Source organism: Ruegeria sp. K7, from assembly GCF_056531785.1.
Map to the genome: position 1 here is coordinate 132,562 of NZ_JBQFMJ010000005.1, position 12,419 is coordinate 144,980.

10 protein-coding genes are annotated in these 12,419 nt (G+C 58.1%); 8 read left to right on the forward strand and 2 right to left on the reverse strand.

Translation table 11 applies throughout. The annotated features are described in order from the left end of the window. Positions 1-12: 12 nt before the first annotated feature. The gene (locus tag ACR0FE_RS11095; RefSeq protein ID WP_480912783.1) at positions 13-1,233 is read right to left on the reverse strand and encodes an APC family permease; all 1,221 of its coding nucleotides are present in this window, start codon (positions 1,231-1,233) and stop codon (positions 13-15) included. Between the two features lie 607 nt (positions 1,234-1,840). Here ACR0FE_RS11095 and ACR0FE_RS11100 point away from each other — a divergent pair. From ACR0FE_RS11100 to ACR0FE_RS11135, 8 genes are all read left to right on the forward strand, one after another. Then, positions 1,841-2,941, forward strand: coding sequence for an MHYT domain-containing protein (locus ACR0FE_RS11100; RefSeq protein ID WP_170614565.1), 1,101 nt, complete (start codon positions 1,841-1,843; stop codon positions 2,939-2,941). Positions 2,942-3,081: 140 nt separating this feature from the next. After that, positions 3,082-3,915, forward strand: coding sequence for an FAD binding domain-containing protein (locus tag ACR0FE_RS11105; RefSeq protein WP_170614566.1), 834 nt, complete (start codon positions 3,082-3,084; stop codon positions 3,913-3,915). A gap of 13 nt (positions 3,916-3,928) precedes the next feature. Next, positions 3,929-4,423, forward strand: coding sequence for a (2Fe-2S)-binding protein (locus tag ACR0FE_RS11110; protein ID WP_093963851.1), 495 nt, complete (start codon positions 3,929-3,931; stop codon positions 4,421-4,423). Then, positions 4,420-6,837 (forward strand): aerobic carbon-monoxide dehydrogenase large subunit, encoded by a 2,418-nt coding sequence (locus ACR0FE_RS11115; protein WP_480912784.1) that lies wholly within the window; start codon positions 4,420-4,422, stop codon positions 6,835-6,837. Before ACR0FE_RS11110 ends, ACR0FE_RS11115 begins: the two co-directional genes overlap by 4 nt. 53 nt (positions 6,838-6,890) lie before the next feature. Beyond that, positions 6,891-7,757 carry an AAA family ATPase gene (locus ACR0FE_RS11120; protein ID WP_480912785.1) on the forward strand — a complete coding sequence of 289 codons (867 nt, stop codon included), beginning with the start codon at positions 6,891-6,893 and terminating at the stop codon, positions 7,755-7,757. Then, positions 7,757-8,944: a vWA domain-containing protein gene (locus ACR0FE_RS11125; protein WP_480912845.1), complete on the forward strand. Its 1,188-nt coding sequence runs from the start codon at positions 7,757-7,759 to the stop codon at positions 8,942-8,944. The genes ACR0FE_RS11120 and ACR0FE_RS11125 overlap by 1 nt, the downstream gene beginning before the upstream one ends. 12 nt (positions 8,945-8,956) lie before the next feature. Further along, positions 8,957-9,769 (forward strand): XdhC family protein, encoded by an 813-nt coding sequence (locus ACR0FE_RS11130; RefSeq protein WP_480912786.1) that lies wholly within the window; start codon positions 8,957-8,959, stop codon positions 9,767-9,769. Positions 9,770-9,875: 106 nt separating this feature from the next. After that, positions 9,876-10,328 carry an SRPBCC family protein gene (locus ACR0FE_RS11135; protein ID WP_170614570.1) on the forward strand — a complete coding sequence of 151 codons (453 nt, stop codon included), beginning with the start codon at positions 9,876-9,878 and terminating at the stop codon, positions 10,326-10,328. A 146-nt stretch (positions 10,329-10,474) separates the two neighbouring features. Here the strand turns inward: ACR0FE_RS11135 and ACR0FE_RS11140 are convergent, their stop codons facing one another. Further along, positions 10,475-12,364, reverse strand: coding sequence for an amidohydrolase (locus tag ACR0FE_RS11140; protein WP_480912787.1), 1,890 nt, complete (start codon positions 12,362-12,364; stop codon positions 10,475-10,477). Positions 12,365-12,419: the final 55 nt, after the last annotated feature.

Genomic DNA, 12,419 nt, shown 5'->3' on the forward strand with positions numbered 1-12,419 from the left:
CTTTGCATTTAGTTAGAGAAATCCAGCTCCGAAAAGCAATGCACTGGTGATCACGCCAAGGATCGGAACGAAAAGAGGCACCCGGAAGTGTTCTTCAGACCCGTTCGGTTTCACCTTCAGAAGGATCAGCGAGACATTGACGAGGACAAAAACCCCCAGAACAATCTGTGATGTGCGCTCCGCCAAGATCCCAATCGGTACGGTTTGGGTCAGAAGAAGGATTGTTGCGACAACGAGCAGTGTGGCAACCACAGGCGTCTGGGTTGCTTTAGGCACAATGGCCAAGGCTTTCGGCAAATGGTCCCTGTCAGCCAGCCCATAGATCACCCGCGATGCCATGATCATCTGGATCAGGACTCCATTAACAGTCGCCACGATCGCAACTGCAGAAAAACCCTGTTTGATCACGTCGGGGGCATTTGCAAAAACAAGTGCAAGCGGCGCAGCAGACGCTGATAGAACATCAATCGGGACAACCAGCAGCACCGTCAGCGATGTTCCAAGATACAGTACCGTCGCCAGTATGAGCGTCAGCAAAATTGCTTTCGGGATGGTACGAACAGGGTCAATTACTTCTTCGGCGACATTTGCCATGTCCTCAAAACCGACAAATGCAAAAAAAGCGAGAAGAGATGCAGCGAAGATGCCTCGCCACGCTTCAAGCTCAAGTGGAGGGAGCATGGAGCTGACATTATATCCCTGCGGGTCCTGAACCGACATGCCCCAGCCGATCACAAAGAGAAGCCCCGCAATCTCGATGATCGTGATGGCCGCAGCAACAAGCACCGATTCTGTAATCCCCCACAGCGCGATAAGCCCCATAATCAACACAACGCTGACAGTCAGAAGCGGTATTGCCAGACCCGTTAATGCGTGAAGATAGGAGGCTGCGCCTATCGCGACGGCAGAGGCCGAGATAACGCCCGAGGCCGCAACCGCCAGACCGACCAGCATTGCCATCCAGTTTTTCTGAAATCCCGCCTCGACATAGGCTGCCTCTCCTGCGCTGACCGGAAATCGCGTTGCGAGTTCTGCATATGAAAGTGCGGTCAGCGAGACGACGAGTGCTGCTACGACAAACGAAAATGCGGCATACGGGCCGGCTATGTCCGCCGTCGCGCCGACGAGCACATAAATTCCTGCTCCGACCGTTACGCCCAGGCCATAAAGCGTAAGCAACGGTGCTGTAAGGGCCCGTTTGAGTTTCTGTTCTGGCGGTTCAACGGTGCTCATCAGAGTTTATACCGAATGTCTTGCTGGCACGTCGCCAGCGGTGTCGTTGTTGTCACCGTCCGCATTTGGCGGTGCGGCCAGGTCTTGCGATCCAATTCGCGCCGTATTCCTTGCGTCTCAACGTTCAGGCTCTTTGGCGGATTGTGAACAAAGAGGGGGCTCGCCACCACTCCTGCCGAGCCCCCGTGTGGAACGTCCACGCTATTCAAATTTCGCTCACTGTCATGTTTGCTTGGGGACAGGTCAGTGAACGTAGATCATGATTAATATTCGTATTTCACTATATGAAGGTTGCAAGTGCATTGATCTGTGTCAATCGGTACGTTCTGCGGGCCTCGTTTGGTTGCTTTGGAAAAGACAGTGATCTCCAGTGACTTTAGAGTTGATATGGTGCTTTGGTTGTGAAGTTCTGGAAGTGTGAGGTGCCATTGGTGGCGGTCGCCAAACGTCGAAATAACCGGCCAGCACGAAACAGAATGCTTTCGTTGAATCCCGTCTTAGTCACAGGTTCCAAAAAGATTTGACTGATGGATCATTCGAGCCGATTGTGCCAATAAAACAGGTTTGTTAACGTCGTCCCTGCGCCAGGGAGGGCGCATGTACCTACATGTTGGACTATTCGCATAACGGCTGGCTTGTGGCGGCATCGCTTGCCGTGGCATTGATGGCCGGTTTTACCGGGCTCTATCTGACGCATGGAGCCTCAAAGCTGAACGACCAAAGACGCAAGTTCATCGTCGCTCTGGCTGCGATCATACTGGGTGGCGGCATCTGGTCCATGCACTTTGTGGCAATGCTGGGTTTGCAACTGCCAATTCTGTTTTATTACGACGCGCTGATCACATTGATTTCAGCTTTGGTGGCAATTCTGATGGTCGGTCTGGCCCTGCTGCTTTTGCATTTCCGTCCCCGGACAGTGCAAACAATGATCGGCGCCGGTGTCATCGTCGGCCTTGGAATTGTGGTAATGCATTACGTGGGCATGTCAGGGATGCAGCTTTGCCGCCCAGTCTACAATGCTTGGGATGTGGCAATTGCAACGCTTGCGTCGGTTGTGCTCTCCGTTGCCGCCATTTGGGTTGCGTACGACAATCGAACCCAGCGCAATATCCTGCTGGGCACGGCCTGTTTTGGCCTGGCTGTATTCACGATGCACTTCGTGGCAACCGGCCTGACCGACTTTGTCGCGACGGACAACGCAGGCGGAGCCGGACCGGCCCTGAACAATCAGGTCCTGGCGATGGGTGTGACTGTTTCGGTGTTTCTGATTTGTGGTGCCTTTCTGCTGACCGGCATTTCGTTTGTCGGCCCCGAGACGGCCACCGGCGCTGCGCCTTCTGTGGAACCCGAACCGGAACCGGCGCCGGTCGTACCGCGTGCAGGTGTTCCGTACGAGCGGGACGGCCAAACCTTCTTTGCCCAACCCGGAAAAATAGCCGCAATCCGGGCCGAGGGGCATTACACCGTGCTGTATATGGATGCCGATAAGCTTTTCTGCCCCTGGTCGATTACCGAGGCCGAAAGCCGGCTAAAACCAGATGGTTTCCTGCGGGCGCATCGTAGCTATCTTGTCAATCCCGAACATGTCTCAAGCTTTGAGAGGCACAAGGACAACGGCACCTGCTACTTCGACGGGGTTGACGCGTTGGCCAAGGTTCCGGTCAGCCGATCCCGCCTGACGGACATTCGCGAGGCGCTGGGCCTTTAGTCGCAACTCGTGCAGCTAATTCGCGTTTCGTGAAACAAGCTGCGCGCCCCGTTTCCACCCGCTGGAATGGCTGCCCCCAGTGTTCTTTCCTTCCCCGCAGGTCCCCCAAGGCATACCGCTCGGACCCAGGGAGGAAAAACATGATACCAGCCGGTTTTGAGTATCACCGGCCAGGCGACATCGCCTCGGCCATTGGCATCTTACAGGAACACGGAGATGAGGCGCGTGTGATCGCAGGCGGCCACAGCCTGATCCCGATGATGAAGCTTCGCATGGCCGAAATGGGCCATCTGGTTGATCTGCAGGCCATTGATGAACTGAAAGGCATCGAGATCGGGGCTGATACCGTCTCGCTGGGCGCGATGGTCACTCAGCATGAGTTGATCACGCATGACGGTCTGGCATCGGCCGTTCCCTTGATCCGCGAGGCCGCGTTGCAGATCGCTGATCCTCAGGTGCGTTATATGGGTACCGTTGGCGGCAACGTCGCAAACGGTGATCCGGGTAATGACATGCCGGGCCTGATGCAGTGTCTGAACGCGACGTTCGAACTGTCTGGTCCTGATGGCAACCGCAGCGTGGCAGCCCGCGATTTCTATGAGGCTGCCTATTTCACCGCGCGCGAGGATGAGGAAATCCTGACCCGGATTTCGATCCCGGTACCGGGTGCGGGCGTCGGACAGGCGTATGAAAAGCAGAAGCGCAAGATCGGCGATTACGCGACCGCTGCGGCCGCGGTGATGGTTGGCAACGGCCAGGCCTCGGTCGCTATGACCAATCTGGCGGATACGCCCATCTGGTCTGAGGCGGCCAGTAGAGCGTTGGCCGGCGGCGACGTCGACGGCTGCGTCGCAGCAATGCTCGAAGCGATTGATCCAGTGGCTGACAATCGCGGCCCCGTCGAATTCAAGAAACACGTGGCCGCCGTGATGCTGCGCCGCGCCATAGACCGTGCGCAAAGCCGCGCGGGCTGAGGGAGGAACACTTATGTCGAAAATGCACGTCAAACTCACCGTGAACGGCAAGCAGGTCGAAGGTCTGGCCGAGCCGCGCACGCTGCTGATCCACTTCCTGCGGGAAGATCTGAAAATCACCGGTCCTCATATCGGGTGCGAGACTAGTCATTGCGGTGCCTGCACCGTGGATATCGATGGCAAGTCCGTCAAATCCTGCACCACCTTTGTGGCGCAGGTGAACGGCGCCGATATCACCACTGTCGAAGGGTTGACCAATGACGATGGCAGCCTTGGTGTTCTGCAAGAGATGTTCCGGGAACATCACGGGCTGCAATGCGGATTCTGCACGCCGGGCATGATTACCCGCGCGCATCGCTTGCTGCAGGAAAACCCGAACCCGACTGAGGAAGAAATTCGATTCGGTATGGCTGGGAACCTGTGCCGTTGCACCGGGTATCAGAACATCGTCAAGGCGATCTCGGCCTCGGCTGACATGCTGAACGCTCAGAAGGAGGCCGCGGAATGAACGATCAAACCATGACCCCCGAAGAACGCGCCGCCAATCTCAAAGGGATGGGCTGCGCCCGAAAGCGCGTCGAGGATGTGCGCTTTACCCAAGGCAAGGGCAACTACGTCGATGACATCAAGCTGGACGGGATGCTGTTCGGCGCATTCGTCCGTTCGCCTTACGCCCACGCCCGCGTTGTCAGTGTAAACAAAGACGCCGCGATGGCCGTGCCCGGTGTTGTTGCTGTGTTGACGGCCGAGGATCTGGCTCCGCTAGGCTTGCATTGGATGCCGACGCTGGCAGGTGACAAGCAGATGGTGTTGGCCGATGGCAAGGTTCTGTTCCAGGGCCAGGAAGTCGCTTATGTCGTCGCCGAAAACCGCTATATCGCGGCGGATGCGGCTGAGCTGGTCGAGGTTGACTACGAAGAACTGCCCGTTCTGACCGACCCGTTCGAGGCGCTGAAATCGGACGTTGTCCTACGTGAAGACCTTGCGGGTCAGACCGAGGGCGCACACGGACCGCGCAAGCATCACAACCACATCTTCACCTGGGAACAGGGCGACAAGGACGCGACCGAAGCCGTTCTGGGAGAGGCCGATGTCGTGGCCGAAGAAATGGTCTATTACCACCGCACCCATCCCTGTCCGTTGGAGACCTGCGGCTGTGTGGCGTCGATGGACAAGGTAAACGGCAAGCTGACGCTGTATGGCACCTTCCAGGCCCCCCACGCGATCCGAACCGTTGTGTCGCTGATCTCGGGTCTGGCCGAGCACAACATTCGCGTGATCAGCCCTGATATCGGTGGTGGCTTTGGCAACAAGGTTGGCGCTTATGCGGGCTATGTCTGCTCGGTCGTTGCCTCGATTGTCACCGACCAGCCGGTAAAATGGGTCGAGAACCGGATGGAAAACCTGATGTCCACCGCCTTTGCCCGCGATTATTGGATGCAGGGCAAGATCGCTGCGACCAAGGATGGCAAGATCACTGGCCTGTGGTGTCACACCACGGCGGATCATGGCGGGTTCGACGCCTGCGCCGACCCGACCAAATTCCCGGCCGGTTTCATGAACATCTGCACCGGGTCGTATGACATCCCCACCGCTTATCTGGCTGTGGATGGTGTCTACACCAACAAGGCACCGGGTGGTGTCGCCTATCGCTGTTCGTTCCGGGTGACCGAGGCCGCCTATTTCATCGAACGGATGATCGAGGTTCTGGCCATCAAGCTGAACATGGACGCGGCTGAACTGCGCCGGATCAACTTTATCCGCAAAGATCAGTTCCCGTATCAATCGGCGCTGGGCTGGGAGTATGACTCGGGCGATTACCACACCGCTTGGGATAAGGCATTGAAGGCCGTGGGCTACGAAGACTTGCGCGCCGAACAGGCGCAGCGGATTGAGGACTTCAAATCGGGCAAGACCCGCAAGTTGTTGGGTATTGGGCTGACGCACTTCACTGAAATCGTAGGCGCGGGACCGGTGAAGAACTGCGATATTCTCGGGCTCGGCATGTTCGATTCCTGCGAAATTCGAATCCACCCGACTGGGTCGGCCATCGCGCGGTTGGGGACGATCAGTCAGGGTCAGGGCCATGCCACGACCTTTGCCCAGATCATCGCCAGTGAGATCGGCTTGCCTGCCGACGATATCACGCTGGAGGAAGGTGACACGGACACCGCGCCTTATGGACTTGGCACCTATGGCTCACGATCCACGCCTGTGGCGGGTGCAGCGACGGCAATGGCTGCACGTAAAATCCGTGCCAAAGCGCAGATGATCGCCGCCTACCTGTTGGAAGTCCATGACGACGACGTTGAATGGGACGTGGATCGGTTCTCAGTCAAAGGCGCGCCCGAGCGGTTCAAGACCATGAAGGAAATCGCCTTTGCCGCCTACAATAAGGCGATCCCAGGACTGGAACCCGGTCTTGAGGCCGTCAGCTACTATGACCCGCCGAACATGACCTATCCGTTCGGAGCTTATATCTGCGTCATGGAGATCGACGTGGATACAGGCGAATGGGACGTTCGGCAATTCTATGCGCTGGACGATTGCGGCACCCGGATCAACCCGATGATCATCGAAGGTCAGGTCCACGGTGGCGTGACCGAGGCGCTGGCCATCGCGATGGGTCAGGAAATCGCCTATGATGAGATGGGCAATGTGAAGACCGGTACTCTGATGGACTTCTTCCTGCCCACGGCATGGGAGACGCCCAATTACACCACTGATCACACGGTGACGCCATCTCCGCATCACCCGATTGGTGCCAAGGGCGTGGGCGAGAGCCCCAATGTCGGCGGCGTGCCCGCGTTCTCGAACGCGGTGCATGATGCATTCCGCCCATTTGGCCTTGTTCAGAGCCATATGCCGCATGACCACTGGCGTATCTGGAAGATCGCCAACGGTCTGGGAATGCACGGCTAACAGGAAAAGCCGCCGCGCTACATCCCAACGCGGCGGCAATCCGGGAGAATGGCATGAGCTTGCAGGACATACAGCAAGGCCTCGCCGAGGTGGGCTATGTTGCCGACGAACGGTTGGCGATGGCACTGCATCTGGCGCAGACGCTTGGGCGTCCACTGCTGCTGGAAGGCCCGGCTGGGGTCGGCAAAACCGAGGTCGCCAAGGCGCTGGCAGCACAGCGCGCGGCGCGGTTGATACGGTTGCAGTGCTATGAAGGGCTGGATGCCAGCCACGCGATTTATGAGTGGAATTACCAGCGCCAGTTGCTGGCCATTCGTGCAAGCGAGGCACAGGGCGGAACCAGCGAGGCCCAGCTATTTACTGATGACTATCTGCTGAAGCGACCATTGCTGGAAGCAATCAGCGAAGAAGAGCCACCTGTTCTGCTGATCGATGAAATCGACCGCGCGGATGAGGAGTTTGAGGCCTATCTGCTGGAAATCTTATCCGACTTTCAGATCACCATTCCGGAACTCGGAACGATCAAGGCGCGTTCGCGGCCTATTGTGATCCTGACTGCGAATGGGACTCGGGACTTGTCGGACGCGCTGCGGCGTCGGTGCCTGTACAGCTTCCTCGACTATCCATCGCGTGAAACGGAAATGGCTATCCTGAAAGCCCGCATGCCCGAAGTCGAAGGGCTGTTGGCGCGCCAGATTGTTGGCGTGGTGCAGGCGCTGCGCAAAGAAGACTTGGAGAAGACCCCCGGCATTGCCGAAATGTTGGACTGGGCGGCGGCCCTTTCGGGGCTGGGTGTAAACGACATGGCGCAGTCCCGCGAAGAGGTTCAGGCGACCCTTGTTTGCCTTCTAAAAACCGCCGCCGACTATGACGCGGCCCCGCCCGAGGTCATGGATCGTTTGATCGGAAAGGTGGCGTGATGCAAGTCACCCGGTTCCCCACTCGCGCATCTGGTTTGGCGGATCGCATGTCCGGCTTCATCGCACATCTGCGGATGAACGGAATGCGTGTGGGACCGGCTGAAACCGCGGATGCGTTGGCTGCGCTGGAGGCAATTAAGGCGACGGATGCCAGGCAGGCCCAGCAGGCGCTTTGCGTGTTGCTGGCCGGCAACGCCGACGGTTGGCGGCGCTTCGATGACCTGTTCGAGGCCTATTGGTTCAATACCGGAAAGCAGCGCACGGGAACTGCCCAAACGGCGCATGTGCGGGTTCAATCCGCCAAGCCGATGATCTGGCAGCAGGAAAGCCAGGCTGCTCAGGAAACGGAAACCGGCACGGATCAGGCCACTGCGCCTGATCCCGGCGACGGGGAGGCCGTGGGGAGGAACGGGAAGCTGATTGCAACCCGTACGGTCAACCTGTCGCGTCGGGATTTGCGCGAGCTGATGGACGAAGACGCGCTGCGGCAGGCGGAACAAGCCGCGACTGCTATCGCGCGCGCAATTCGCGACCGCCGCTCGCGCCGGCGGAAACTAGCGCTGCGCGGCCCATCGCTTGATATGCGCCGGATCCAACGCGCCAGCCTTGCAAGGGGCGGAGAACCGATGGACCTGTATCGCCGCGCTCGTCCACCACGCCCGATGCGGATTGTGGCCTTGTGTGACGTAAGCGGTTCGATGACGGTCTATTCGCGGGTTTTTCTGGCCTTCCTCAAAGGTCTGATCGGCAGTGGCACAGAGGCGGACGCCTATCTTTTTCACACCCGCCTGATGCGCGTCACGGATGCGCTGCGCGACCACGACTCCTTGCGCGCGGCCGGGCGGCTGTCGTTGATGGCCGAAGGGTTTGGCGGCGGCACGGATATCTCGGGCAGTCTTGAGCATTTTCTGAATGGATACGGCGCGCGGTCTTTGAACGGGCGGACCATCGTGCTGATCTTGTCCGATGGGTATTGCAGTTCCGACCCGCAGGCGCTGGGCGATGCGCTGGCGCGCATCCGACGTAAAGCGCGGCGGATCGTATGGCTGAACCCCCTGAAAGGCTGGCGGGACTACCAGCCGATTGCTGCTGCGATGCAGGCGGCGGAACCCTATCTGGATGCACATTTGCCAGCCAACACGCTGGAAGCGCTGGCGGCGTTGGAACCGCAGTTTCGTAAGCTGTGAAAGGAGTCTGAAATGGCTAACTTCGACATATTCGACACGATTGAACAGCTGCGCCAAACCGGTGAGGCCTTTTGTGTGGCAACGGTCCTGCGTACGGCGGATGCAACGTCCGCAAAGGCCGGAGGAAAAGCTGCGATCACCAAAGACGGGCGCCTTCTTGGACATCTCGGAGGGGCTTGCGTGCAGCGCGCCGTCCGAACCTCGGTCCGGACGGCGCTGATCACCGGTGAGCCGCAGATGATCCGTGTCAAACCTTCGAATAAGGTGGTGAGCATGACAGACCCCGACGGAGTGCAGACCTTCAAAAGCGGCTGCCCCTCGGGCGGCACTGTCGATCTGTTGGTCGAGCCGTATCAACACACCCCGCGTCTGGTGATCTTTGGGACGTCTCCGATTGCCACAGCGCTGGCAGCGCATGGGGCGCTGGCCGGCTTTCGCATCTGCCTTGGTGACGAGGCAGAAACAGACGGCGACTACGATAGGTTTACGCTGGAAACCATCGACCATTTGGACATCGAATCGCAGGATTTCGTTGTTGTTGCCTCGCAGGGTCGCGGAGACGCTGACGCCCTGAAAGCGGCGCTACAAACCGAGGCGGCCCATGTCTCCATGGTGGCCAGCCGCCGGAAGGCTGATGCGCTTACGGCAAAACTCATCGCTCAAGGTTTGGCGCCGGAGCGCGCGGCGCAACTCAAATCCCCGGCCGGGCTGGATATCCATGCGATCGATCCGCACGAAATCGCCCTGTCGATCCTTGCCGAGATCGTGCTGTGGCGAAACACGAACAAATCCAGAGAGGCATCTGATGATGAAAAACGTGCTTAATCGCCTGCGGCGTTTGTGGCTGGTGCGCCCGGACGTAACGCCGGAAGAGGCTACCGAGACCGCACTTCTGGTCTATCCAAGATGTTGTTGAACAAAGGAAACATGAATGGAACTCAGTGACGAAATCCACATTGCCACCCCGCGCGACGTCGTTTACCGCGCTTTGAACGATCCGGATGTCCTGCGCGAGTGCATTCCCGGCTGCGAGGAGTTGATCCAGCATTCGCCAGAGCACCTTGAGGCCAAGGTTGTCCTCAAGATCGGCCCGGTCAAAGCGCGGTTCTCGGGTGAGGTGACGCTGAATACTTCAAATGCACCTGAAGGTTTTTCCCTGACCGGGGAAGGCAAAGGCGGCGCGGCCGGGTTTGCCAAAGGTGGTGCCGACGTAACGCTTACCTCAAATGGGGATGAGACCATTCTTGCATACACCGCTAAAGTTGAAGTCGGCGGAAAGATTGCGCAATTGGGTAGTCGATTGATTGCTGGCACCGCGAAAAAGCTCTCGGGCAAGTTCTTTACGCGTTTTGGCGAGATCGTCTCGGAGCAATCGGTTTCTTAGAACTAGTATCAGTAGAACTTGGGATTGAGTGGCTGGGAATTGATCATCGTTCAGAGGTGACAAAACCCAGCTCATTTGCGTGCCCATTTGGCCTAACCCTGCCTTAATGCGATCGGTTCGAGTTGTCCTGCAGTGCGATTCAAACTTCAAAGATGCGCGTGAACAACGGAAAGGGCGTGGGTTAACGCCCTCTCGGCGAAATCTATATTGCCTGTGAAGTCGCTGCCCTTTCGGCTTGCGTCTTCCTGCAAGTTTTCTCCGACTTTCTGAATGCGTCCCTCCGCAATCGTGCCCCAAACCGCGATATCCTTGATCTTCATCGGGTCGACGGTCAGGGGGTTCTCTGCCAAAATCGTGAAGTTGGCGAGCTTGCCCGGTTCGATGCTGCCCCGTTCTTCTTCAAGGCGGTGAGAATACGCCGCATTGATCGTGACCCCGCGCAGGGCCTGTTCGGCAGAGATCTTTTGGTCGCTGCCGGCTACGCGACCGGAACTCGTGACCCGGTTTACCGCGCACCACATCAGGAACAGCGGGTCGCCCGGTGCCATGGGCATGTCAGAGTGCAACGACCACGAGATACCCGATTTGTCCAGATCGCCCAGCCGCACCATCTGATCCGCGCGCTCGGGTCCCAGGCCGGTTTCGCTGTAGCGATCTGATAGCGCGGTGACGTAGTAAGGATTGGCGCTGACGATCGCGCCGAGGCGTTTGATACGCTCGACCTGGTCCGGTGCGCTGACGGCGAAGTGGACAATCACCGTACGATGATCAAAACGCGGGTTGCGCAATAGGTTGTCTTCCAGCGTGTTCAGAACACGGTCGAGACCGGCATCGCCGTTGACGTGTACATGCACCTGATAACCGGCGTCCCAATAGACCCGGAAAGCACGCTCGAATGCGTCCTGATCCATCATCCATTCACCGTGATAGTCACCGATGGCGGGGTCGCGAAGTTGGATTGCGAGGGAATATATGGCGCCGTCAGAGAACAGTTTTACGCTGCCCTTTGCCATGCTGGTCATGCCGCCGTACCAGTCGACCAAAGCCTCGGTTTGGCGGATCACGTCGGTATCCTGATCGTAAGTAACAACCAGGCTTTTGCCATCGGGAATGAACGTCCACCGGAAGGGCATCGATGGCGCCGACATCACCGCATTGACCGCATCCTGAATGGGCTTTGCAAGAATACCGCCCGGTTCGTTTCCGAAGGTCACACCCTTGGCGTGCATGTAGTCGCGCATGGTCAGCAGGCCGGAACGGAACTTGTCAGGGTTTGCGACCATCGGCGCTATATTCGGCAAAACGGCAAACAAACCCTGTTCCCAGAAGTGACCATCTTCGAAACTGGATTGCGATTTTTCTGTCTCTGACCAGCTGGCGATCAGGTCTTCGGTGACGCCCGCGGCGTTCATCGCGGCTGTATTCAGGATGAACTCATGGCAGGATCTGGCCCACGCGAATATCGGCCGCTCGGCGCTGATCGTGTCGAGGTCGGCGCGGGTCAGAGGGCCATAGAACGCGGCATGATACCCCCAGGTGAGCAGCGGTTCAGCCGGATCATCCAACTCGGCCTCGGCTGCCGCAAGGCGCGTCATGAAGTCATCCTTGTCATTGAGGGCAATCGCGGTGCCGTCGGGCAGTTCCCAATCCTCGATGGACAGGATCAGGGAAGACATTGTCAATCCTGCCAGGATCGGATGGTCATGCTGCGCAATGAAACCGGGAACGATAACGTGGTCGTCGAATGTTGCGTCCAGATCGTACGGTTTATCTCCAAGGATGCCCTTGACCTCGTCCAGCGTTCCGGTTGCAAGGATCCGATCATTTATCACCGCAACGGCCTGAGCTGACGGTTGATCCGGGTCGAGCGTCACGATCTCGCGCGCAGTGAAAATCGTGGCGGTCTCCAAACCCAACATCGCACCGCCAACGTCCGAAAGAGAGGTCGCCTGAGCCATTGCCTGTCCGGCCAAAGCCAGGGCAGTTGAGTTGATCAGGGCGAATTTTAGGAAACGCCTTCTGGAAATATCAGTCATTACGTTCTCCGGAAATCACGTTACTTAGGAAACAGCGGGTACAAATAACGTCAGC